The organism is Niabella drilacis (assembly GCF_900101395.1).
Classification (GTDB): Bacteria; Bacteroidota; Bacteroidia; order Chitinophagales; family Chitinophagaceae; genus Niabella; species Niabella drilacis.
The window spans coordinates 78,384-100,355 of record NZ_FMZO01000009.1 but is presented as its reverse complement, the minus strand read 5'-3'; the positions used below and the strand labels follow the sequence as shown (position 1 = coordinate 100,355).

Sequence of the window (21,972 nt, the reverse complement as noted above, 5' to 3'; positions counted from 1 at the left end):
CCAATTAAACTTTGATCCTTAGTTCAGCAGGATCTCATCTAAAAACACCCAGGCCTTTTGTCCCTTGCCGGCATGCCAGGAGGGCAGGCTGCTCACAGGTTTGGCAATCAGTTTGATAACCTGTACCGGCTGCGCGGCAAAGCGGCATTCATAACCGGTGGTATAGGCCGGCACCATTGCAACCGGCTGCGATGGCTGCACCCTACCCAGTAGTTTTAACGACTGTGGGGTAGGCCCGCCCCAAACCTGCAATTCATGGGCGGGCATAATATAGCTGCCCGCAGACACCAGTGAACCAAAAGTAACCGAACTGAGGGTTGCAGCCTGTTTAAAGAACAGGAGCGCTTCAAACGGTTCCTTGTACCCGACCCATTCTTTTGTACCGAAGTTCTCTTTTCCTAATTGGCCATCAATGAAGGCTTTTCCTTCCTGCGCTCTTGCCTGGTATTCTTTTTCCGGTGCCGTGATCAGTTGAATACTGTCGGGCTGGATGCTGCTTTTATAAAAGCTTGCTGCCACCAGGTCGCTGGTGATCCAGCCCGGCAGATAGGATCTTGCTTTAACAGTCGCGGCTTTATCGATGTTAACGGGTTGCTGGTAGATCGGGGAGGTAAGACTGTCCGGCTCACTGCCGTCAAGCGTGTACCGGGTGACGGCGCTTTTTACAGGATTCTTTATTTCGAGGAAAAGATTGTTTTTAAAAATCCGTTGCTCGGTCTTAAAGACCGGTGTACTTAGTTTGGCCACCACGGTGTCGCCTTTGTACCCGATGTCAAAAGCGGTTTTGGGAAACCGGTTTTTCAGTACCGCCAGGTCTTTTGCGGTAAAGGAGGTATTCCAGATCTGCACGGTACGGAGGGCCTTCAGCGGCGCAAGGGCAACCAGCTGTCCCGGCTGAATGGCGGTTCCCGAAAGGGACAGCTGTTTCAGATGCTGCAGGCCGGCAAGGTACCGGAGGCCTTCGCCTTTTACGGTGGTAAAGGACAGGTTGAGTGTTTTCAGGTTACTGAAGGTTCCGATCGTTTTAAGGTCTTCGTCGGTAACCGGCATCCTGCTCAGCTGGAGGGATATAATGTTGTTTTTGACTTTTTCAAGATCTTTTAACTGACCGGACTTAAACCGGGCAGCTCCATAGAAGTTTACGTCAAGGGCGGGTGAACCCTGCGCCAATGGCGTTATTACCCGGTATTCTGTATTCAGGCCGGTTATGACGCTTTCATCCGCTGCCGCAAAATCATAGGTATCGGTATCATTGCTTTTAAAGAAGGAGGCTGCTAACGTCCGCAGCGAATCGTTGCCGGGCAGGTCTGTAACTTTTTTTGTAAAGCTGGCACCGTCTTTTATCCATAGATAGAGTATCCTGGTTTCGTCCTCTGTAAGCTGGGGCTTTCCTTTGGGGGGCATATGCTCTTTATTGTCGGAGGGTAAATGAATGCGCTGCATCAGGAGACCCAGATCAGCGGCCGTAGTATCCCAGGGTTTTCCGTTCTTGCCGCCTTTGAGCAGGAGCTGGGAGGTTTCCATGACAAGCGCTCCCTTTGCCTTATTGCGGTTGTGACAGCCCATACATTTATTTTCGAGAATGGGTTGTATAAGATGCGCATAAATAACCGCGTCTTCGAGCGGTACCGAGGGCCCGGTATCCTTGTTCATAACCGGCGCCAGAAGAAAATCGTTCCCGTGGGTAATGGTGGCCCCTTTATGACCGGCGATCAGTAATACGATGCAGCAGGAAAGGCCGGTGGCCATGATCGCGCCCCTGTGTTCCCGGATCCGGTTCCGGAATGTGTACCAGCCGAGACTTAAGAATGAGCAGGCTGCGCCCATCCATTTATGCATACTGATGGCATCAGCGTCGTATCCCTCTTCCTTAGATAGAAGCAGCCCCATCAGGGCGGCGATAACCGTTGCAAACGAAGCCGCCAGTAATAACGTATCTGCAAGCGGCTTCAGTGGTTGCTGCCGGGAAGAGCGAAGCAATACCTCCAGTAAAAATGCAGCCAGCAACAGCACAATGGGGAAGTGCAGCGCCAGCGGATGCGCCCTGCCCAGTACCTGTATATAGGCAGGTACCCGGAGATAGTGATCAAAGAATAGTAAAAATAACAACAGGCTGTTCAGGGCAATGCACCCGTTAAAAAGGATCTCCTGCCATTTCAGTTGCTTCATAATTCAATACGGTTTCAAACTTCAACAATTACCGGGGACTGCTGTTAAATGACAGGTTCTAATTTATAAGGATATACTTTGCCGGAATTCCATTGGGCCACATAGAGGTTTTCATCGTTATCCACACATACGTCGTGCGGGTACTGAAAAGCAGGTGTGTCCTGGTACAGCTCCTGCAGCTTCCCGTTGGTGTATTGAGGAGCACATCCTGCAAGGTTGGATACCACCTCGTTGTTTTTATTAAGGATGGTTACAAAACCGGATTTCTGGTTCAGCTTGCTGCTGCTTTGCAATACCGCTGCATAAAGGTAATTGCCCCTTATAACAGGCCGGCATACCCAGGCACCGGGTAATTCCACGGTATCAATATAAACACCGTCCATCGTATATCTTTTAAAAGCGTTCTGTTGTCTTGACGTGATGATGAGGATGGGTTTCTTATGGCGGTGGTCAATACAGATGCCATGCGCATTGAGCAGGTGGCGCGGCTCGGTTCCGCGGCCGCCAAAATGCCGGATATAGCGGCCCTTATGGTCGTACTGGATCACGAAATCCTTCCCGTAACCATCCACCACGTAAATATCCCCGTTGGGGGCTATGGCCGTTTCGGTAGGTACATATTCTTCCGCTTTGGTATAGGCACCGGTCTCCCGGGGATAGTCCAGTACCAGCAATACCTTACCGTCGATCGTGGTTTTGATGACCTGGTGCCGGTTATTATCGCAGATAAACAATACGTCCGCTCCGTTCTCGTTAAAAAGGGTAAGCCCATGGGCACCGGGATATTCAGTACCCCAGGCGTTTAAAAATTTCCCGCTTTTATCATAAATGATCACGTTGTTCCTGGTTTCATTGGTAAGCAGGAGGATCCGGCCTTTACGGTCCTGTACCATTTCGTGGCAGTCGTTTACGGGGTACCGGGCTACATCTGCCTGGCTCCATTGGGTATTTAAGCGGTATCTTTTATTGTTGTGCCCTAAAACTACCTCGTTTTTAATAAGCCAGTGCGGCGTGTACAGGATGCCGGTAACGCCTAATGCTGTATTTTGAAGGAATTGTTTTCTGTTCATGCTTTTTTATTGGAAGTGAAATGTATAGAGTGAAATGTTTGGAAGTGAAATGGTTGGGGTGAAATGTATAGAGTGAAATGTTTGGAGTGAAATGTTTGGAGTGAAATGGTTGAAGTGAAATGTTTGATTTGAGCTGTTTGGATTTTGATTCCTGTTCCTGCTGAAGCCTCCTTGTTTGTTTAAGGGGCTCTCTATCATTGCTGTCTGGCCTGGTTCCGGCGGCGGGCCCGGATACTAAAAATAGAGCTGCTACCATCTGTTGCAGGAACGTAATCTGATAACCGGCAGCTGATTGATCATTTCCCCCATTTCCCGATTGAAGCTACGCCATCAGACCCGTTACAATTTTACCTGCCACATCGGTAAGGCGGTAACGGCGCCCCAGGTGCTTGTACACCAGGCGTTCATGATCGAGCCCCATCAGGTGCAATGCGGTGGCATGAAAATCGTGCACATGCACCGGATCTGCAACGATATTGTAGCCAAACTCATCGGTTTCTCCATATACCCCGGGTTTAACACCGCCCCCCGCCATCCACATGGTAAAGCAGCGGGGATGGTGATCGCGGCCGTAGTTGTCTGTTGAGAGGGCCCCCTGGCAATAATTGGTTCGCCCAAATTCCCCGCCCCATATAACCAGGGTTTCATCCAGCATGCCTCTTTGCTTCAGATCGGTCACCAGCGCTGCAGAAGCCTGGTCCGTATCCCTGCACTGCCCTGCCAGCTCGTTGGGGAGGTTGCCATGACTGTCCCATCCCTGGTGGTATAGCTGTACAAAGCGCACCCCGTTCTCCGACAGCTTACGGGCCAGCAGGCAGTTGGCTGCATAGGTGCCGGGCACCAGGCAATCGGGGCCATATAGTTTAATGATGGATTCCGGCTCCTTGCTGAGGTCGGTCACTTCCGGTACGGCGGTCTGCATCCGGTAGGCCATTTCATATTGCTGTACTTTGGCCTTTATTTCCGGGTCGCCCACAACACCGTAGCTTTCATTATTGAGCTCAGACAAATGATCCAGCATTTTCCTGCGTTCCGTTTTATCCATACCATCCGGGTCATTCAGGTAAAGCACCGGGTTTTCCCCGTTGCTGAATTGCACGCCCTGGTGAATCGAGTCTAAAAAGCCGTTGGTCCATAACTTTGAATACACACCCTGGCCATTGCCTTTCCCTTTGGAAAGCAGCACGCAAAAAGCCGGCAGGTTCTTGTTCTCGCTGCCCAGGCCATAGCTAAGCCAGGCGCCCATACTGGGGCGGTTGCCTACCTGGGCACCGGTTTGAAAAAATGTCAGCGCAGGATCATGATTGATGGCCTCGGTATAAAGACTTTTTACAATACACAGATCATCCACGATCCGCGACGTATAGGGCAGCAGCTCGCTGATCCATGCCCGGTGCTCCCCGTACTGGTTAAATTTGAATACCGTACCGGCTAACGGGAATTTGGACTGGTTGGCCGTCATGCCCGTGAGGCGCTGTCCCTGGCGTATGGACTCCGGCAGATCGAGCCCCTGCATCTCGTTCAACTTTGGTTTGTAGTCGAACAGGTCTAACTGGGAGGGTGCACCATTCTGAAAGAGGTAGATAATACGCTTGGCCTTTGGCGCAAAATGCGGAAGCCCGGAAACAATGGCTTCTTCAACATCCTTGCTGCTGAAGAGCTCCGGAATGAGCAGTGAGCCTAACGCCGCACCACCAATACCCATTCCCAGCTTTGTAAGAAAGCGGCGGCGGTTGTGATGGAGGCCATGCTCCAGTACTTCTTTTTCCATATCATTATTTTTTTAAATGTTCATTGCCAGAAAGCCTCCTAAGCTTTTACAATGGCTTCTTCCATATTATAGATCATATTGATGACCCGCATAAGCGCGGCTGCTTTTGTAATGCCGGCGGGGTTTCCGCTATGGGGGTATTCGCCTACGGCCATTGTTTTTTCTGCTGCTTCATTTTTGTTCCTGAATACAGCAAGCTGGTCGGTATAATATTTTTTCAGGATCTCCATTTCCCGGGCAGCCGGTTTGCGGCAAAGGATGCTTTCAAAGGCAGTGCTAATGGCGGCATCGGCATTGCCTGCTTTTTCCGATAGTTTTTCCGCAAAGACCCTTGAGGCTTCCAGTACTGTTGGATCGTTCATCATGATCAATGCCTGCAGGGGCGTGTTGGTGGTTAACCGGTTTACCTCGCACTGATCCCGGTTGCTGGCGTCAAAAATGATCATGGAGGGTGGCGGAACTGTGAGCTTTATAAAAGTATAGATCCCCCTGCGGTAAAGCTCCTGGCCGTTATCCTGGGCGTAGGCTGTAAGTGCGCCCCGTCCCGATGTGGCCGCTTCCCATAATCCTTTGGGCTGGTAGGGCTTTACGCTGGGGCCGCCGATCTCTTTGTTCAGCAGGCCGCTGCTGCCCAGTACCATGTCGCGGATACTCTCCGCCGGCATCCGGATACGGGGCGCCCGGGCATAATATACATTGTCCGGATCTTTTTCAAGGTTTTCGGTACTGGTCTTTGACGATTGCCGGTAGGTGGCAGACAGGAGCATTTTTTTGATCAGTCCTTTAATGTTCCACCCATGCTCCATAAAATCGGCCGCCAGCCAGTCGAGCAGCTGCGGGTGGGTAGGCAGGTTACCCTGCATACCAAAATCGCCTATTGTTTTTACGATGCCCTTGCCAAACAGCTGCGCCCATAGCTGGTTTACAAATACACGCGCGGTAAGGGGGTTCTTTTTGTTTACGGTCCATTGTGCCAGCCCCAGCCTGTTGGCCGGATAAACGGTCGTGTCAAAATCCATTACCGTCCGCAGAGCCCCGGCTGTTACCACTTCACCGTGCTGGTCATAAACGCCCCGGTTGAGCACGTAGGTGGTCCGCAGCGTGTCCAGTTCACCCATCACCGATACGCGTACACCCGCGGTATCCTTTTTATTGATGAAGCTGAGCAGGGTTTTAGTGTCGTCCGTTGTAAGGGTCAGCACCGGGGTTTTGGCCGGACCGGAGTTGACAAGGCCTTCCAGCCCCTGTTCTTTACTGTTATTGAAAAAGGCAAATAATTTGTAATAATCCTTCTGGGAGATGGGGTCGTATTTATGATCATGACACTGGGCGCATTCAGCTGTCATTGCCAGTATGCCTTTTGAAAAGGTTTTAACCTTATCAATGGCGTATTCCACACGGTACTCCTCTGGTATAACACCGCCTTCCTCGGTTATTTTATGGTTGCGCAGGAAGGCTGTGGCCAGCAGCTGTTCTTTACCGGCATTGGGCAGCAGGTCGCCCGCCAGCTGCCAGGTAAGGAACTGGTCATAGGGCATATTGCTGTTAAAAGCGTGGATCACCCAGTCGCGGTAGGGCCATTGGGTCCGGATATCGTCGTCCTGGTAACCATAGCTGTCGGCGTACCGCGAAATGTCCAGCCAGTGGATGGCCATTTTTTCACCGAACTGCGGACTTGCCAAAAGCCGGTCCACTGCTTTTTCATACGCGGTGGCGCTTTGATCGGACTCAAACTCCTGCTGCATTTCCAGGCTGGGAAGCAAACCGGTAAGGTCCAGCGACATGCGTTTCAGCAGCGTGCTTTTATCAGCTTCTTCATTGGGCCGGAGATGGTGCTCCTCCATCTTTTCCGCGGTAAAATAATCGATCTCGTTTTTTGCCCATTCTTTATGACCGGTTTCCGGCAGGGCTGCCTTCCGGGGGGGAATAAATGCCCAGTGCTTTTCATAGCGGGCACCTTCCTCGATCCACCGGGTAAGAATATCGATCTCGTTCCTGTTCAGTAAGCCCAGGTGCGATTCGGGCGATGGCATCTGGTAGGAGGGATCGGTGGAGGTGATCCTTTTGATCAGCTCGGATGCGCCCGGTTTACCGGGCACGATCGCAAAAGCGCCTTTTGTTTCCCGCAACGGGGCTTTGGCATTGGCTTCAATATCGAGGCGCAGGCCAGCCTCCTGCTTGTTTTTATCAGGACCATGACAGGCAAAACATTTATCGGAAAGAATAGGTCTTACATCATAGTTATAGCTGATCTTGTTTTTTGCAGTGCCTTTTTTATGGCCGCAGCCGGCAGCCAAACAAATAAAGACCACTATCACGAAGATCATGCTGGCAAACGTTGTCGTTATCTTCATCTTTTTAAGATAAAAGTATTCGTTCTGAAAGGAATTCTCAGTCAGTAAATTTAGGCATAATCGACCGTTTAAAAACAGTTTCAGGCGGGCGAAGGCAAATAAAAACCGGGGCCTGTACATGCGCTGTAAACATATGTATAGCGTTGTATACATTGTTTGCGGTGCTGCGTCTCTTTTTTGCCGGGAAATAGCGGCACCGGTGCAGGAGGGGGCGGGAACAGGCGGGCTCTTTACCTGTACGCGCGGTAAAATAATTAACTTATCCATAGGAGCGTGCGGGCATCAACAAGGCGCGGGAACCGTACCAGGAAAATTCTATTTTTAAACGGGTTATAAGACATTGTATTTCTTTATCTTTAAAAATATTAGACCTGTTTTTTTCAATGGACTCTTCTGAACAAAAAAAGCATAATAGTTACCGGTACGAGGCGCTCTTTAACCAGGCTTCTATGGGCATCATCGTGGTAGACAGCCGGGCTGCCATTCAATCGGCCAACCCCTTTGCCCTCAGGCTTTTTGGCTATGTGCTGGAAGAGGTGCTGAACAAGCCGATCGAGATGCTGATCCCCGGCCGTTATCATTCCCGTCATGTTGGCCACCGGGATGTTTACTCGCACAATCCCAAAACCCGGCCCATGGGGGTGGGTATGGATCTGTTCGCTATAAAAAAAGATGGCAGCGAATTCCCGGTGGAAGTAAGCCTGAGCAACTACGAGGACCAGGAAGACCAGTTCGTGATCGCCTTCATCAGCGATATTTCCATCCGGAAGAAAGCAGAGGCCGAGATCGAGGAACTGAACAACAAACTGGAGTATACCGTGGAGCAGCGGACAAAAGAGCTCCGGGTAGCCATGCAGGACCTGGAGCAGTCAAAGGACGAGTTATCCAAACTCCTGGAGCGGGAAAAAGAGCTGGGCGAGTTAAAGTCCCGGTTTGTTACCATTGCTTCGCATGAGTTTCGTACCCCCCTGAGCACGATCCTGTCCTCCACCTACCTGATAGAGCGGTACACTACCACGGAGGAGCAGCACCGGCGGGAAAAGCATCTGCAGCGGATCGTTTCCTCGGTTCAGCTGCTGACGGATATCCTGAATGATTTTTTAAGTGTCGGCAAAATTGAAGAGGGAAAGATCCAGGTCCGGTTTACAAATTTTGATATAGAGCAGCTGGTGGCAGATATTACCCGTGAAATGGAAGTGACCCTGAAGAAGGGCCAGCGGCTTGTATACCGGCACCGGGGCAACCGGGAAGTGGCGCTGGATGCATCGCTGCTGAAACATATCGTGATCAACCTGGTTTCCAATGCCAGCAAATTTTCGCCGGAAAACGGTCCTATCGAGGTGGAAACGCTTTGCCGGGCAGGGGTAGTACGGCTTTCTGTAAAGGACAATGGTATTGGAATTTCCCGGGAGGATCAGAAGCACCTGATGGAGCGTTTTTTCAGGGCAGCGAATGCCGGCAACATCCAGGGTACCGGGCTGGGGCTGCATATTATTTCAAAATATACAGAACTGATGGACGGGCATATTGAATGCGTCAGCGAATTGGAGCAGGGAACAGAGTTTATCATTACATTTGGCAGCGCAGGAGCGCAGCAGCCGGAAGTTCGGGGGCCGAAGGGATAGGAACCATTGCACGAAACGGTTTATTATGAACGCATATTGAAATATACTGATGAAGAAAATATTACTCATTGAGGACAACGACGATATCCGGAATAATACCGCGGAGATACTGGAACTGTCCAGCTATACCGTCATAACGGCGGAAAATGGTAAGGAAGGTGTGGAAAAGGCGATCGCGCATGTTCCGGACCTGATCATCTGCGATATTATGATGCCGGTACTGGATGGCTATGGGGTGCTGCATGCCATTCAGCGGAATGAAGCAATAAGGAATGTGCCGTTTATCTTTCTTACGGCAAAAACAGAACGCAGCGACTTTCGCAAGGGAATGGAGCTGGGTGCAGATGATTATATTACAAAACCCTTTAGCGGAACGGAGCTGCTGAATGCAGTGGATGGAAGGCTGAAGAAAGTGGACCTGCTGAAACAGGAATTTTCCCCGGGCCTGGAGGGCCTGGAACAATTGCTGAAGCTTTCCGATAACAAAACGGCTTTGACGGCATTGACGGAAGACCGGGATGTCAATAAATATAAAAAGAAGCAGCTCATCTATTCGGAAGGCAACCATCCTACCCGGCTCTATTATGTTCAAAAAGGGAAGGTAAAGACCTACCGGACCAATGACGACGGGAAAGAGCTGACGACGGAGCTTTTCAGTGCCGGCGATTTCCTGGGCTATATAGCACTGCTGGAAGGTACTCCCTATAAGGATACGGCAGAAGCGTTGGATGAGGCGGAGCTGGCTATCATACCCAGGGAAGAGTTTACCGAACTGATCAATAATAACCGGATCGTTGCCCAGAAATTCATCCGGCTGCTTGCAAAGAATATAGTGGTAAGAGAAGAGCAGCTGCTGGGGCTGGCCTATAATTCACTGCGGAAAAAAGTGGCGGATGCCCTGATCCTGCTGGAGAATAAATACCGGAATACGGCGGATACAGATATGCCATTTGCCATCAGCATCAGCCGCGAGGGGCTTGCTGCGATTGCGGGCACTGCCACGGAATCGCTGATCCGCACCCTGAGCGATTTCCGGAGTGAAAAGCTGATCGAGATCCGGGAGGGGAATATCGTTATTTTGAACCGGAAGAAGCTGGAGAACCTGCTCAACTGACCGGCCGGCGGTTCCGGGACGGGGCTCTGCCTCCGGGGAAATTCTTTTTCAGCAGGAGGAGGCGGTACCGGATATCGCTGTAGATAATGCCTATGAGCAGGCAGATGACCGCAAGGAAAAGAATGCGGATATGCAGCCAGGTAAAACCGATGCCCCCGGCCACGCAGCCCAGGAAGAAAAAACTGATGATGGCAAAGCGGAGCTTGACCGAAGCCTTTAATTTTTTCCGGTGTTCCGGTTTACGCCAGAAGAACAGCTGCGACAGTTCGATCCCCAGGTCCGTGAACAGGCCCGTGAGGTGCGTGGTACGGACCACTGCATCAGAGATCCTTGTTACCATGGCGTTTTGAAGCCCCATCGCAAACAATAATGTGCAGGCGACCAGCGGCGCAAAATGAAGAATAGTGCCCGGGGCAAGAAGGGCCACGCCGGTCAGCAGCAGGATCTCCGTAAATACCGGTATGGCATTGGCGTATCTTGGATTGATCTTTTGGGTCCATTCTACCAGGGTGCTGGATACAAAGGCGCCGGAGAGATAGGACAGGATATAGAGCAGGAAGTACAGCGCATTTTCAAAATCCTGTTTTACCACCCCGTCTGCAAAATAGGCAAAATGCCCGGTTACATTGGTGGTCAGCACCTGTACGGAAAAGAAACCGGCAACATTTACCACTCCCGCTACAAATGAAAGCAGCGAGGCCAATTTGAGGTTATGGACAAGTCTCCTGGCTTTACCCCTGTGTCTGAACATAGCGCGCGCAAGTTATGCAAAATGGAGGGATTATGATTCTCTTTCCTGGGGTCCGGATCGTTTTATACCTTCGAGCAGATAGTGATTGAATTCGGATTTTAGCTTGGCAAACTGTTTTTCCATCAAAAGAAGATCGTTATGTAAAAGGCGTATCCGTATTTCAAACAGTTTTTCATCCTGTTCGGAGAACTTCCCGGCGCCGGATTCATTCAGCCGGGTAAGGTCGTCGCGAAAGATACCGATCCGTTCGTCGTTCCGGACCAGTTTGTTTTGTAAAAGTTCGATCCCTTCCAGCAGGTTTTTGTTAAAATGTGTTCTTAAAATTTCAGACAGCCTGTTTTTCATGATAATGGATTCCTCTATCATAAAATTTACCGCCCTCCTCCAGGTCTCGCATTCGTACTGTATCTGTTGAAATTTCGGATCGTTCATATGATAACCTTATTTTTAGTAGTAAAGCCATGTTTACAAAGAAACATGGCTTGGTGAAGCAGGAATGACCCACTTACTTATAGGCAATTGGTCTGGCTGCGGATTCCTCTAATTCCGGCAGGAACCGGGAACGCCGTTTATAAAATTTCATAAAACATCTGTCTTTATGGGTTGTTTGTTTTATTAAAGCTGCTAAAATAGAACGATCGGGCGGGCGGCCGTATGAGCAGGGTTAGGGGGGGCACTGATTGATGTCATGACCACAAACCGTGCTAACGGGCAACAAAGACCGGCGCCAGGTGGTGACCGATGATCTTTTGGATGAAGCTGCCTCTCAGGGTGGTGGATAATGCCGACCGGCCAAACGCCCCGGTCACCAGCAGCGGGTTCCGGAAACAGCCAACCCAGGTATTAAAATGTTTATCGGAATCCCAGCGGAGCTTTAAGATCTTTACACTTGTAAAATGCACATGGGCATATTCCGTTAAGAGCTCGAGCTGGGGGATCGAATCACTCGGTTCATCTTTTATATACACGATCTGGGCGGGGATATCCTTACTCCAGGGAAACAGGGTACAGAACGTTTTTAAAGCTTCCATGCTTTGGCTGCTGCCATCATAGGCGGCAATAATATGTTCCGGGGGGGGCGCATCCTCCGGAACCGCAATAACCGGGCAGGTAGCCCAGCGCAGCAGATCCTGCATCCGTTCATTTGGCTGTGCCGTGGCGGCGCCGGCGTATAGCAGGTCCTGGCTGAAAACCAGCAGGTCCGCGTAACGGGTCTCCTGCTCCCAGAAGGTTTTTTGCCATTCCGCGTGACTTTTTTCAACGGTATAGCATTGGATGGCATTGTCCCCGCATTGGCGGATGAAACGACCGGCACCTGCGGCAGGGTCATGTGCCGCTGCAGTAAAGAACAGGCCTTTTATAACACAGGGTTCCTGCTGATGCAGTTGTCGGATCCATTCAAAACCTCCCTGCGGGTAATGGTCTTCGTCGCACACAAAAAGTAGCTTCTTCATAAAATAACGGTTTGGGCAGGGGCAGACACAGCTCCTGTTTCAGCCTGCAAAGTACATCCGGAAATGCTGTGGCCGCAATGACGGTGGTTAATGTTCCGGATGATCCCCGTCAAGGCAGCCGGCGTCTCCCAAACAGGGGAAGAACACGGTTGATTTTTTTAAAAAAAAACTGCTGCATTTATTTCTTTAAATTTCGATTTTTCACCTATATTTGCACCCCGCTTGAGTTTGTTTAAAGAAATACTTTAGACTTTCTGGCCGGAAGTTCTGAATTGAAAAATGCCCGGGTGGCGAAATTGGTAGACGCACTGTCTTCAGGTGGCAGCGTTCGCAAGGATGTGCTGGTTCGAATCCAGTCCCGGGCACAAAATAGCTTTGTAAGTCATTGATTTGCAAAGCTATTTTATTTTGTGCTTGTCGGGTTTTGATACTCAAATGATACGCGGTATAACCTGCAGTTTCCTGATTACATTTAAATAATTGGAGCTCATAAAACGGCACATTGCGTGGCACACGGCCAAAAAATCTTTGCTTTTGTCATCTTAAAATGCTTCATTTTCGAGAAAAAAATCTCAAAAATGAACATACAAATTATAATACGCCGCTATCAAAATTATTAAAACAAATAATTCTTGTCTTTGAGTCCAAAGGAACGATCATGCGAACACTAAAGCTGGAAGGTCATCTGAGTGATGTTCAATTAAAGGAAAGGCTGTCTGCCGCAACAGGTAAACCAGAATTTGGCCGTTGGCAGATTTTGTACTTGATACAGGTGGGAAAGATCGGATCTGCAGCTACTATTTCACCCTTAGTAAATTTATCCAGACCGAGCATTTATAAGATAGTGGAAGGCTATAACAAGTCTGGTGTCATCAGTATAAAGTACAATCCGAGGGGAGGCCGGCGCCGGTCTTTATTAAGCCAGGAAGAAGAAGCCGCACTATTAACGACCATTGAACAAAAAGCGGCAAAAGGGTTAATAAAAGCAGCTAATGATATAAGGGCAATAGTAGAGTCTAAAACGGGCAAAAAAGTTTCTGATGACTATTTATGGGATTTGCTTAAGCGTAATGGCTGGAAAAAGAAAATGCCACGCCCCCATCATCCTAAAAGGAACATTGCTGAGCAGCAGGAGTTTAAAAAAAACTCCCCGGCCGTTTGGCTTTCCTCCGGTGGAAAGTAGCCCAGGTACAGGACAGTAAACCGCTTGTTGTATTTTTTGAAGATGAAGGCCGCTTTGGCAGGATAAGCAGAGAGATGTATTGCCGGGTAAAAAAGGACATGGTTCCTGCTGTTGCCAGCCAAATGGTACGGGAATATATTTATGTCTATAGTGCAATAGCGCCACAAACAGGAGATTGCTTTTCCATGATAGCGCCTTGCTGTAATACGGAAGCCATGAACAGCTTTTTAGTGCAATTATCCAACCAGTACCAACACTACAGAATTGTAATGCTGTTAGATAAAGCAGGGGGGCATATCAGCAAAAATGTTCGGTTGCCTGACAACCTGCCGCCATACTCCCCGGAACTAAATCCTGTAGAATTATTGTGGAGAAAAATCAGACGAAAATACTTCCACAACAAAATATTCAACAGTCCTGATGACGTAGAAGATACTTTGGCGGTTGCTTTAGCTGCCTATCATCAAACCCCAACAAAGGTGCAACAACTTTTCGCTGGTTATTCTTATTTTAATAAAATTGATGGCGGCTAATTATAAGTTGATAAGTATTTGACAGGCAGGGCTTATAACGTGTTGATAATCCGGATTGGTTGGAGCCCGTTTCTGAATCATGGCCTTCCATTACGTTCCAAATTAAATTGCAACACCTATTAAGGTTGATATTTGAGCACCAACTCCTCAAAATCCAGCCTAATCAATTCCCAATATTTTTGCCGATAACATTTAGGATTGAAATCATTGTCTGTTTCTGAGAAGTCAACCAGCTTTTTCAACAATTCATTTTCGGAATAACTAAAAGGGTAACGAGTGGAGTAGAAGCTAAGTAATTCTGTTAATGTGAAACGATCTAGCAACTCATGCAAATCCCAGAAATCCTTTTTCCTACCACCACGTCCAACCACTTCCAGTTTCATAGCAGCTATTTCTTCAGGTGCTGCCAGCCGGATATGATCATATTTCACTAGAGGAAAAACAAAAGGGTCAGTATAAAATAAATCAAGTTTTACAGCATCATTTTCACTATTTCCAATAAAACAAGGTACCCCCATGCCATTGTCTGCCTTAAAATCGCCCTTAACATAAGTGAAATTATTTTTCAGTTCTTTTTCAATTAAAAGAAAATCAATACTCCCGTAAGTTTCATCCGTAAAGAGGTCTATGTCTACAGATTCTCTGTGCCCGAATTGCAGTGAAAGCGATGTACCTCCTACCAGTCTGAAATGCTTGAATGACTCCAAAGTCATTATCTTATTGAGAGATTCCCAAAGTAAAGAGGAAACTGTATTTTGAAATAGTTTCATATCAGGCCGGTTCTGCTATCAGGTGATACTTTCTGGTATTTTCTTGAAAAGAAGGTAAGAAAGAATATTTGATGGAACGTATTTCTTTGGCCACTGCGTCTTTACTGTAGAAGGCGATCATTGTTTCAATTTCCTTCTTGTTGCCACGTTCCAGTATTCTTTTAATGATAGCCCGCCTGTTTTTTTGCCAATTAAGTTTCTGGATATCGGTATCCCAAAAAAGGACTTTTCTGAACCGGGTTAAATCGGGAGTTGCTTTTTTCTCTTCTTCTGCTGCTTTCCTTACTTCGTATCCGGCTTGGAGCATCATAAAATAATCATCAGCTATATTAAACTGTTTTGCCAACTTTATGGATAGGGAAGGGGTAATGCCTCTTCTTTCATTCAAAATCGCGCTGATAGTCTGCTTGTGTTCGTCTATTTTTTCTGCCAGCTCTGTACCCCCTATACCCAGGGTTTTCAACTCTCTTTTCAGAAGCGCGCCTGGGTGAACACCTTTTATTTTTGAGATTTCGGGTAGCATGATTTTTGCTTTTTTCAAAGTTAAGGATAACTATAGAGGTAAACAAATTTGTTTACTTTCATCAGTTTGCTCCAACCATGAATTGTAATCAGGATCTGATGCACTTTGCAAGATGTCTTGTATTAAAGTTGATTTATCTTCGCAATTAGCTGGCAGTAGGCGTTTAGGTTGACAAGTATTTGACAAACAAGGCTTATAACGTATTGATAATCAGGATTGGTTTGAATCCAGTCCCGGGTACAAAATAGCTTTGTAAGTCTTTGATTTGCAAGGTTATTTTATTTTGTGCTTGTCAGATTTTGACACTTTTTTACGCTTTCTACCGCTGTTTTTGACAATCAAATGACAAGCGGTATGACAAGCAGTTTCCATCCATCATCAGCGCCATTTTTGCTGCACTTTTTAGTTCAAAGAATTTTAATAAATCACAGCCAAACCTCAGCTCCCAATACCTACAGGAGCAAATACCCTTTTTGACTCTTTACCCTATCTGGTGAAAAACATAATGGGTAAAGACTACATACCTCAGTGTTGCGCGATTTTACTTTTTTTGAATACAGTAATGAAGGCTTGATGAATTCAGTTTAAAAATTGTGGCGTATGAACTTCATTCAAATTCTCAACAGAAAAGGCGATACAATCTGTCTGTTTTATTGAGTTTAAACTGAACGTCAACATTGTTCCCACTTATCGCATAAAGAAAGAATTTCCCGGTATCAATAACGGTGTTATTTCTTTTTAAGTAAACAGAAATTTGTTTTATTTCGGCCTCCTGCGCATTTTTTATAATGAAGGGAGGAAATTCAGCCAGTAAGACATAAGGCTGTTCTTTTGCCGGCTTGCACTGAGCAAAAAGAGAGATACAAAATATGATAGCAACGAATTCCTTCATTCCTTAATTTTATAGGAATAGGCAATGTTCGCTTTAGATTCTGGTTTGTCGATGCTTGGTTTGATTACAAATTCAAATGTCGGTTCAAGCCCGGATGGCTGAACGGTGAGGCCGCCCAATACAGAAACCGAATACCACCCATTTGCCAGTTTGATTGTTGCCGTTCTGAATTGCTTCAAATCTTCAACCCTGTCCTCCGTAAACTTTCTCAAATAGGGCATGGTAAACAGGTATATGGCTTCATGTTCAACTTTCAGACAATAGCCCTCTTGTTGAACCTGTAATTCATTCTCCTCTTTTAATAATTCCGGTGTGGTACCGGAAAGATTAAAATAGATCGTATAAGGGTAGTTTTCTACCCCGGCAAGCGGAACAATAATGCCATCTTCAACAACTTTATCGCCTGTTTCGTTTGTTGTAAACTCAGTCAGTAAATCATCTGGTAGATTGTTGTCTTGTTTATAACGCAGCAAACAATCCGGGTCGCCCAGAATGAAATAGTCCATCAGGTCATTGAGTATTTCGTGAAATTTGTAAATGTCTTTCATTTTTATCGCACAATGTTTTTATCAGGTATATCACTAATCATAAAGATTTTCAATTTCAGCAAATAAATTTTCGGGCATACCTTCAATAAATTTTTCAGGATACGGAACATTTTCACCCGGAAATTTTTGAAACATCATTGGAGGTATCCGTTTTTTTGATTCAACAGAAACATAAGCCGTCCAATCATCGCCTTCATCGTTTTCGGGATCAAAAGCAAATAATTGTTGCGAATAATATCCTTTGCTATAATTTTCTTCCAACAAGGTTTTGCCGGAAAAATCCGTCCCGGGATTTGACTTCCAGTAAATCATCAGGATAGTGGCTTTATCGGTATTCGGGTTTTCAATTAGCCAATGAATAAACGACATATAATTATCCCAATTCCAATCCATCATCATTTGATGCCAAACTTTGCCGGGTTGCGTTTTGGCAAACTCAATGATTTTGTTTACAGCTATTTTTTCAATCTCCTTTTCTTCCATAAAAGTATTTTAATCTCTTTTTCTTTGCATTAGTCTAATTCTGCCCGTGAAAATAAATCCTGTATCAACGTTTCGTTTTCGCAGGCTTCTTTAAATGCGAGGATAAATGTTTTTAACGCATCGGCATTGGAAGAATAGGCGCAAAACATTCCTGCTTCAGGGTCGAACTTAATGATATCTGTCAATTCAGGTTCTTGCTCTTCTACAAATACTTTTGCCAATGAAGCCCAATCGTATCCATTACCCTCAAATCCTTCTTCCGCTCTTGTCTGAAAAATTTCAGATTTATAATCCCCGGCATTCAAACAAACGGAAAATTGCTTTTGATGCTCGACCCAAAAGAAGGGAAAAATATTGTTCGCAAAATTCATCGTTTCTATTTTAATGATTTTAAAGCTTTAAATAGTTGACTGGCCGATTCTTTAATTCCATCCCGGTATTTGGCCGTTACCTTCTTTTGATTTCGCTCGAACCAATCATTAAAAACGGATTCTATCTGCTGAATATTTAGTTTAGCTGCACGGCGAGATGCTATTTCAGGGTATTTTTTACTCAGGTAAACAAATATATCCAGATGCACCAGTAAAGGCTGCACATTGTCCTGTGAGGTTTTCATCCACTCCGTTATTTTTTCGATCTGTTCGATCGCCAGGTTAAAATATCTGGCCGGCTCCAGTTTGGCCATCTCATTTCCATCCGGTTCACTATTATATATTTTCATTCATTTTTGTTTAATGTCTGCAAAAAATATCCAGGCTGAGGGGTGTCTATACGAACGGCAGCGGTTTACAAAAATTTCATTTCCCTAAAGTGGTAATCAATGTCTTTTCCTCCTAAATATTTTTTATGATATTCCAGTTCTTCCCCTGCATTGGCAAACTCCACATCACCCATTAGTTTCTGCAGCTCTATTATTTCATATTGCAGGTATTGGTTAAAATCTTCAAATACCTTTGCCTTTTTTAAAGGATCGTGACTGAATAGCCAGGCAGAAAAATCATCCTTATTAAAACAAACCGGATCGTTGCCCGGGCTTTCGGCAAAAACAATAAAGGGTTCAGGCTCCTGATCCGTAAAATGCTCTTTCACAAAGCTCCAGGTTGATTGCGATAATTGAATAAACTGTTCCGGCCTGTACAGATTGTACATAAAGTCGCTGCTGTCTATACCTCCAAAATAGGTGTAGTAATCAACGACTGTTTTGGACAGATTAAAATCGTTATCAAACGCATCTAAGCCCAAGACACCTACATCATAATTTTCTAAAAAAGCAGTAAGCTTCTCTATCCAGTTGGATTCGCCAATAGTATGGATTGGCATTGTTATTTTTTCCATATAGTTTTTAAATTTTATAACCTCTTGTATTGCTACCTGACTTTTTCATTTGCGTATTTTCGTATCGTGCCCGCACGAATCATCGTTAGCTATTTCTTTTTTTTCTTCTTTGCTGCTTGCTTTTTCTGCGGTCAATTGCCGTAATAATAGCCGGTTTTTTCTCATACGTGATTCCAATAGGATTTCTAAAAAATAGGCAATAATACTGGCGCCAAGCATTTCCATCGAAATGGAAAATTGTACTTCAGTAAGCAAATTGTCCAGTATATCGTGGTTTGCCAGAACTGCTGTATATTCAATAGTTTTGGCCGCAGCAGCCATGAATACACTGATAAAAAAAGAATCAGTATGTATTTCTTTTTGATGTAATTGGTGTCGGTCAGTTTTGCCAATAATGCCGGGTTTGTTTTTAAAAAATCCAGCTCTTCTTGCGTAAGTGTGCCATCTGTATCAAAAATATCCTCATCAATTAACTTTTCAGTTATTTGTTCAATTTTCTTTTTTTTCATTGCCAGGCATTAATGTTACAGGAATAGATCTAATGCTTCTTTTGTGCGTTTTCATACCTTGAGCTCAGCGCTGCTCTCCATTCCGTACTTGGGCATTGCTGAATTAATAAAAAGTATTCTTCGTTATTGATCTTTCCGTAAAGACTTTCTACAAGTTGCAGCAAATCCCACTGCAAATCATAAAAAGCTGTTTGCGGAAACAACCTAATCAAAACTTCTCCCTCTTCAGGCGTTATCGGCTTTTCAATGCCGGAAAGCAGCTCATCATACTGCTCAACCAGCAGATCTGTCCGCTCGTCATCAGCAAGTGATTCGCCGGGCATTTGGCCGATTTTTTGTAATTTTAAAATAGCTGTTCTCATATATCGAAATGAATTTTACTCAGCACGGGAACCACCAGTGCATATAATAGACTTTACCGTTTTTGAAGAATATTTTGATATGCCCGTCCGATACCCCCTCATTATCTTCTTTTAATTGTATGACCCAAAGTTTACCTTCTTTGCCCAGGTTCATCCTGCCGCTTATGGCGGTGGGAAATAGCTGTTGTATTTCCTGTAAAGGAGTATTCCCGTCTATCTTTCGGCCCTTGTAGGTAATATAATTTCCATTGGTAAACCAAAACTCATCGACGGCTACCTGTTGTTTGTTGTTTTCAAAACGCGAACCATTCTTATACAAATACCTGTCATCTGCATCTTTACTGCCATCGGGATTTTCAAAAATATAGGAGCAGGGAGCTTCTTCGGTCATTAGTTTTATACTATCGGCTTTGCCGAAAACTTTTCCAAAATCGCTGAGGGAAAAAAATCTTTTCAGCTGGCCATTAAATCTAATGTCATCTGTTATCATTACATCTCCCGGCACATTATCTGTACCGGGTGTGGTAACAGGAGCCGCTGAACTGCACCATTTGGAAAGATCAGTTCCCGGGAGAATCGATCTGTCGTACCGTAAGTGAACAGGATTCCCGGGATCGTTTGTAATATCCATAAGCTGGCCGGTTTTCCAATGAAATGCTAACCAGCCTACCGGGTTTTCTGCCGCTCGCTCTTTTCCCGATCTATCTGAGCGGTCATTTACATACAGTTTAATTATTGCTTTGTCAGCGGCCATATTGTCTATGCGGGCGTATACAAGAGCAGCGTTAAAATGTTTGAACGCAGCGGCGTTACTCGATTTTACGAGTGCAGTAATAAATTCTTCGCAGGTCTTAAATGTATTTTCGTCTTTTATAACCGCTTTTCGGGCAACAGTATCATTGTTGGTTACTGATGATTTTGAATCTGCATTATCTGTACAGGACAAAGCTAGAAGTAATAGGATAATTGTTGTTTTTCCCATGTTTTTATATACTAATTGTCAATTATGGCTCCAGTGAAAACCCGTCTTCGGCATAGTAAGGATCTCTGTGCGTTTTTGTATTTACCGATTTTTTATAGCTCTTTCTGAAGAGGAGCTTATGTTTGTCATTACCCAGTTGCAGATGGAGGCGACTAACCCCAACCCGCAGGATTGCCTGAGACCTGTATTGGGCGTGACTCCCGTAAGTTAACGGATGCAGCGAACGATAAGTTTGATCCGTCATGTCCCATACAAAATCTGCATCCAGGAAGGACTCCCTCCCAATCTTATACTTCACGAGCAGGGTATCGCCCCGGGTATCATCTATCCTTACCGCCTGTATTTGTTCGTTGTGACCCTTTCCTGCGAGCAGGGTGTCAAGAGCATATACCATTCCTGCAAGTTCTTTATTCCTGCTTTGTATTGTTTGCGCTTTACAGCCAAAAGATAGCAGTATGAAAACCTTCAGCAGCACAATATTGTTCATCAGCCTATTCATACGCTTTGCTTTAAAATGCGAGATCAGTCTTTCTTTCAAATTTAAAAATCATTCTTTTACGAGCTCATAAGTCTCTTTTATGCCTACAAGCTGGGCCATTAAATTACCTGATAATTGATATTTGTTTTTATCCAGTCGTAGGGTAAGTACCCGATCTTTATTGTCAGCAGCAGCCAATTGTATTTCCTTCGTATTTTTGTGCACAATTGTCAGCTTCTTTTTAATATCCTCCGCATACGTGTCAAGATGGAAGCGGGCGCCGTTTTCGTCAATATCCAGATAAATCATTCCCCAGGCACGGAGGTCGGCGTATTCCTCTTTTAATCTTAAAAAATTGCAGGTGTAGTGGCCTGCCCAGTTGGTATCTGCATGACTGCTTGTATTATTTTCAACTGTATTACGGACCATGTCCAGGTAAATAAACCCAAGATCAATGGTGTCCTTTGCTGTAAGCCCAGTATGTTTTCTAAAGTTCCTTATATCAATTACAACCTTTTTGTACCCTTTTTTTTCTATGAAAAGGTTATAGGATACGGCTCTTTGCAGGTGCCTGTCCTTATAATTGGTTACGGCTGATTTTTCAATAAAAAAGTTGCCATCCTTTTTTGTGTTGAGGGTATCAAAAGCATTAAACGCATCCCTATCTGTATAAATTTCTGCTCCCGCTAAGGGGGTGCTATCTTTCAATGATACTACTTTTCCTTTAACGGGTTCAACCAGGATATATTCCCTGTTCTTGCACGCCGCAACAGATAAGATCATTGCCCCCATTACATATATTTTCGTCATTATGGTTGTTCCTTTATTTTAGCCGGTAAGGCTCTTTTAAAAGCGTTGCTTTCCTTAATTAACGATGAATAATAAAGCGGCTGAAATTAATGCTGTCCCAATGGTGTTTTTCATGTGTTTTGAATTTAAAAATTGTTACTGTTTGATTGTTATAAGCCTGCCCCCGGTTACTTGGCAATAACGTCCTGTTGATCTACAGGAGCGCGACAATAGATGGACGTTAGCCGAGTTTTTACTAAAGATAAACAGAATTACT

The 21,972-nt window shown here is 45.6% G+C and carries 24 protein-coding genes and 1 tRNA gene; 5 read left to right on the top strand and 20 right to left on the bottom strand.

Annotation, left to right across the window (positions count from 1 at the left end; genetic code table 11):
• Positions 1-18: 18 nt before the first annotated feature.
• From BLS44_RS16065 to BLS44_RS16050, 4 genes are all read right to left on the bottom strand, one after another.
• The gene (locus BLS44_RS16065) at positions 19-2,169 is read right to left on the bottom strand and encodes an FN3 associated domain-containing protein (RefSeq protein WP_090391244.1); all 2,151 of its coding nucleotides are present in this window, start codon (positions 2,167-2,169) and stop codon (positions 19-21) included.
• Positions 2,170-2,213: 44 nt separating this feature from the next.
• A complete protein-coding gene (locus BLS44_RS16060; RefSeq protein ID WP_090391243.1) occupies positions 2,214-3,239 on the bottom strand; it encodes a 6-bladed beta-propeller in 1,026 nt (341 codons plus the stop codon).
• Between the two features lie 322 nt (positions 3,240-3,561).
• Positions 3,562-5,010, bottom strand: a complete 1,449-nt coding sequence (locus tag BLS44_RS16055) for a DUF1501 domain-containing protein (protein ID WP_090391242.1) — start codon at positions 5,008-5,010, stop codon at positions 3,562-3,564.
• Positions 5,011-5,048: 38 nt separating this feature from the next.
• The gene (locus BLS44_RS16050; protein WP_090391363.1) at positions 5,049-7,364 is read right to left on the bottom strand and encodes a PSD1 and planctomycete cytochrome C domain-containing protein; all 2,316 of its coding nucleotides are present in this window, start codon (positions 7,362-7,364) and stop codon (positions 5,049-5,051) included.
• 383 nt (positions 7,365-7,747) lie between these two features.
• Between BLS44_RS16050 and BLS44_RS16045 the strand changes: the two genes are divergently transcribed.
• Both BLS44_RS16045 and BLS44_RS16040 read left to right on the top strand, forming a co-directional pair.
• Positions 7,748-8,989 carry a PAS domain-containing sensor histidine kinase gene (locus tag BLS44_RS16045; RefSeq protein WP_090391241.1) on the top strand — a complete coding sequence of 414 codons (1,242 nt, stop codon included), beginning with the start codon at positions 7,748-7,750 and terminating at the stop codon, positions 8,987-8,989.
• 49 nt (positions 8,990-9,038) lie between these two features.
• Complete coding sequence (locus BLS44_RS16040) at positions 9,039-10,103, top strand: response regulator (protein WP_090391240.1); 1,065 nt, start codon at positions 9,039-9,041, stop codon at positions 10,101-10,103.
• On the opposite strand, the gene BLS44_RS16035 is transcribed toward BLS44_RS16040, so the two are convergent.
• The 3 genes from BLS44_RS16035 to BLS44_RS16025 all read right to left on the bottom strand — a co-directional run bounded on the left by BLS44_RS16035 (position 10,096) and on the right by BLS44_RS16025 (position 12,308).
• Positions 10,096-10,854, bottom strand: coding sequence for a YoaK family protein (locus tag BLS44_RS16035; protein ID WP_090391239.1), 759 nt, complete (start codon positions 10,852-10,854; stop codon positions 10,096-10,098). The two genes, BLS44_RS16040 and BLS44_RS16035, sit on opposite strands and share 8 nt — an antisense overlap.
• A gap of 30 nt (positions 10,855-10,884) precedes the next feature.
• Positions 10,885-11,286 (bottom strand): hypothetical protein, encoded by a 402-nt coding sequence (locus BLS44_RS16030; protein ID WP_090391238.1) that lies wholly within the window; start codon positions 11,284-11,286, stop codon positions 10,885-10,887.
• Between the two features lie 272 nt (positions 11,287-11,558).
• Positions 11,559-12,308 carry a hypothetical protein gene (locus BLS44_RS16025; RefSeq protein ID WP_090391237.1) on the bottom strand — a complete coding sequence of 250 codons (750 nt, stop codon included), beginning with the start codon at positions 12,306-12,308 and terminating at the stop codon, positions 11,559-11,561.
• A 281-nt stretch (positions 12,309-12,589) separates the two neighbouring features.
• Here BLS44_RS16025 and BLS44_RS16015 point away from each other — a divergent pair.
• From BLS44_RS16015 to BLS44_RS16005, 3 genes are all read left to right on the top strand, one after another.
• A tRNA-Leu gene (locus BLS44_RS16015) sits at positions 12,590-12,673 on the top strand.
• Between the two features lie 182 nt (positions 12,674-12,855).
• Positions 12,856-13,491, top strand: coding sequence for a winged helix-turn-helix domain-containing protein (locus tag BLS44_RS16010; protein WP_090391235.1), 636 nt, complete (start codon positions 12,856-12,858; stop codon positions 13,489-13,491).
• On the top strand, positions 13,467-14,024 hold the full coding sequence (locus BLS44_RS16005; RefSeq protein WP_090391234.1) for an IS630 family transposase: 558 nt from the start codon (positions 13,467-13,469) through the stop codon (positions 14,022-14,024). Before BLS44_RS16010 ends, BLS44_RS16005 begins: the two co-directional genes overlap by 25 nt.
• A 119-nt stretch (positions 14,025-14,143) precedes the next feature.
• Here the strand turns inward: BLS44_RS16005 and BLS44_RS16000 are convergent, their stop codons facing one another.
• The 13 genes from BLS44_RS16000 to BLS44_RS15940 form a co-directional block, all read right to left on the bottom strand.
• Entirely contained in the window at positions 14,144-14,794 is a 651-nt protein-coding gene (locus BLS44_RS16000; protein WP_090391233.1) for a nucleotidyl transferase AbiEii/AbiGii toxin family protein, read from the bottom strand.
• 1 nt (position 14,795) lies between these two features.
• Positions 14,796-15,335, bottom strand: coding sequence for a HigA family addiction module antitoxin (locus BLS44_RS15995; RefSeq protein WP_090391232.1), 540 nt, complete (start codon positions 15,333-15,335; stop codon positions 14,796-14,798).
• A 601-nt stretch (positions 15,336-15,936) separates the two neighbouring features.
• Entirely contained in the window at positions 15,937-16,209 is a 273-nt protein-coding gene (locus BLS44_RS15990) for a hypothetical protein (RefSeq protein ID WP_090391231.1), read from the bottom strand.
• A complete protein-coding gene (locus BLS44_RS15985) occupies positions 16,206-16,757 on the bottom strand; it encodes a hypothetical protein (RefSeq protein WP_090391230.1) in 552 nt (183 codons plus the stop codon). Before BLS44_RS15985 ends, BLS44_RS15990 begins: the two co-directional genes overlap by 4 nt.
• A gap of 33 nt (positions 16,758-16,790) precedes the next feature.
• The gene (locus BLS44_RS15980) at positions 16,791-17,240 is read right to left on the bottom strand and encodes a DUF4274 domain-containing protein (protein ID WP_090391229.1); all 450 of its coding nucleotides are present in this window, start codon (positions 17,238-17,240) and stop codon (positions 16,791-16,793) included.
• 29 nt (positions 17,241-17,269) lie between these two features.
• Positions 17,270-17,611 (bottom strand): immunity 51 family protein, encoded by a 342-nt coding sequence (locus tag BLS44_RS15975; RefSeq protein ID WP_176954454.1) that lies wholly within the window; start codon positions 17,609-17,611, stop codon positions 17,270-17,272.
• A gap of 5 nt (positions 17,612-17,616) precedes the next feature.
• Positions 17,617-17,961 (bottom strand): hypothetical protein, encoded by a 345-nt coding sequence (locus BLS44_RS15970; protein WP_090391227.1) that lies wholly within the window; start codon positions 17,959-17,961, stop codon positions 17,617-17,619.
• Between the two features lie 65 nt (positions 17,962-18,026).
• Positions 18,027-18,575 carry a hypothetical protein gene (locus BLS44_RS15965; RefSeq protein WP_090391226.1) on the bottom strand — a complete coding sequence of 183 codons (549 nt, stop codon included), beginning with the start codon at positions 18,573-18,575 and terminating at the stop codon, positions 18,027-18,029.
• A 185-nt stretch (positions 18,576-18,760) separates the two neighbouring features.
• Positions 18,761-19,084, bottom strand: coding sequence for a hypothetical protein (locus tag BLS44_RS26265; protein WP_143019811.1), 324 nt, complete (start codon positions 19,082-19,084; stop codon positions 18,761-18,763).
• Positions 19,085-19,113: 29 nt separating this feature from the next.
• Positions 19,114-19,446 (bottom strand): hypothetical protein, encoded by a 333-nt coding sequence (locus BLS44_RS15955; protein ID WP_090391224.1) that lies wholly within the window; start codon positions 19,444-19,446, stop codon positions 19,114-19,116.
• A gap of 19 nt (positions 19,447-19,465) precedes the next feature.
• Positions 19,466-20,077, bottom strand: coding sequence for a hypothetical protein (locus tag BLS44_RS26260; protein WP_143019810.1), 612 nt, complete (start codon positions 20,075-20,077; stop codon positions 19,466-19,468).
• Positions 20,078-20,450: 373 nt separating this feature from the next.
• Positions 20,451-20,966, bottom strand: a complete 516-nt coding sequence (locus BLS44_RS15945; RefSeq protein ID WP_090391222.1) for a hypothetical protein — start codon at positions 20,964-20,966, stop codon at positions 20,451-20,453.
• A 9-nt stretch (positions 20,967-20,975) separates the two neighbouring features.
• The gene (locus BLS44_RS15940) at positions 20,976-21,716 is read right to left on the bottom strand and encodes a hypothetical protein (RefSeq protein ID WP_143019808.1); all 741 of its coding nucleotides are present in this window, start codon (positions 21,714-21,716) and stop codon (positions 20,976-20,978) included.
• Between the last annotated feature and the right edge of the window lie 256 nt (positions 21,717-21,972).

What these genes read in the sequence shown, in the direction of transcription:
- BLS44_RS16065 (WP_090391244.1), bottom strand. Translation starts at nt 2,169, where the DNA reads ATGAAGCAACTGAAATGGCAGGAGATCCTTTTTAACGGGTGCATTGCC.
- BLS44_RS16060 (WP_090391243.1), bottom strand. Translation starts at nt 3,239, where the DNA reads ATGAACAGAAAACAATTCCTTCAAAATACAGCATTAGGCGTTACCGGC.
- BLS44_RS16055 (WP_090391242.1), bottom strand. Translation starts at nt 5,010, where the DNA reads ATGGAAAAAGAAGTACTGGAGCATGGCCTCCATCACAACCGCCGCCGC.
- BLS44_RS16050 (WP_090391363.1), bottom strand. Translation starts at nt 7,364, where the DNA reads ATGAAGATAACGACAACGTTTGCCAGCATGATCTTCGTGATAGTGGTC.
- BLS44_RS16045 (WP_090391241.1), top strand. Translation starts at nt 7,748, where the DNA reads ATGGACTCTTCTGAACAAAAAAAGCATAATAGTTACCGGTACGAGGCG.
- BLS44_RS16040 (WP_090391240.1), top strand. Translation starts at nt 9,039, where the DNA reads ATGAAGAAAATATTACTCATTGAGGACAACGACGATATCCGGAATAAT.
- BLS44_RS16035 (WP_090391239.1), bottom strand. Translation starts at nt 10,854, where the DNA reads ATGTTCAGACACAGGGGTAAAGCCAGGAGACTTGTCCATAACCTCAAA.
- BLS44_RS16030 (WP_090391238.1), bottom strand. Translation starts at nt 11,286, where the DNA reads ATGAACGATCCGAAATTTCAACAGATACAGTACGAATGCGAGACCTGG.
- BLS44_RS16025 (WP_090391237.1), bottom strand. Translation starts at nt 12,308, where the DNA reads ATGAAGAAGCTACTTTTTGTGTGCGACGAAGACCATTACCCGCAGGGA.
- BLS44_RS16010 (WP_090391235.1), top strand. Translation starts at nt 12,856, where the DNA reads ATGCTTCATTTTCGAGAAAAAAATCTCAAAAATGAACATACAAATTAT.
- BLS44_RS16000 (WP_090391233.1), bottom strand. Translation starts at nt 14,794, where the DNA reads ATGAAACTATTTCAAAATACAGTTTCCTCTTTACTTTGGGAATCTCTC.
- BLS44_RS15990 (WP_090391231.1), bottom strand. Translation starts at nt 16,209, where the DNA reads ATGAAGGAATTCGTTGCTATCATATTTTGTATCTCTCTTTTTGCTCAG.
- BLS44_RS15985 (WP_090391230.1), bottom strand. Translation starts at nt 16,757, where the DNA reads ATGAAAGACATTTACAAATTTCACGAAATACTCAATGACCTGATGGAC.
- BLS44_RS15980 (WP_090391229.1), bottom strand. Translation starts at nt 17,240, where the DNA reads ATGGAAGAAAAGGAGATTGAAAAAATAGCTGTAAACAAAATCATTGAG.
- BLS44_RS15975 (WP_176954454.1), bottom strand. Translation starts at nt 17,611, where the DNA reads ATGAATTTTGCGAACAATATTTTTCCCTTCTTTTGGGTCGAGCATCAA.
- BLS44_RS15970 (WP_090391227.1), bottom strand. Translation starts at nt 17,961, where the DNA reads ATGAAAATATATAATAGTGAACCGGATGGAAATGAGATGGCCAAACTG.
- BLS44_RS15965 (WP_090391226.1), bottom strand. Translation starts at nt 18,575, where the DNA reads ATGGAAAAAATAACAATGCCAATCCATACTATTGGCGAATCCAACTGG.
- BLS44_RS26265 (WP_143019811.1), bottom strand. Translation starts at nt 19,084, where the DNA reads ATGAAAAAAAAGAAAATTGAACAAATAACTGAAAAGTTAATTGATGAG.
- BLS44_RS15955 (WP_090391224.1), bottom strand. Translation starts at nt 19,446, where the DNA reads ATGAGAACAGCTATTTTAAAATTACAAAAAATCGGCCAAATGCCCGGC.
- BLS44_RS26260 (WP_143019810.1), bottom strand. Translation starts at nt 20,077, where the DNA reads ATGGATATTACAAACGATCCCGGGAATCCTGTTCACTTACGGTACGAC.
- BLS44_RS15940 (WP_143019808.1), bottom strand. Translation starts at nt 21,716, where the DNA reads ATGACGAAAATATATGTAATGGGGGCAATGATCTTATCTGTTGCGGCG.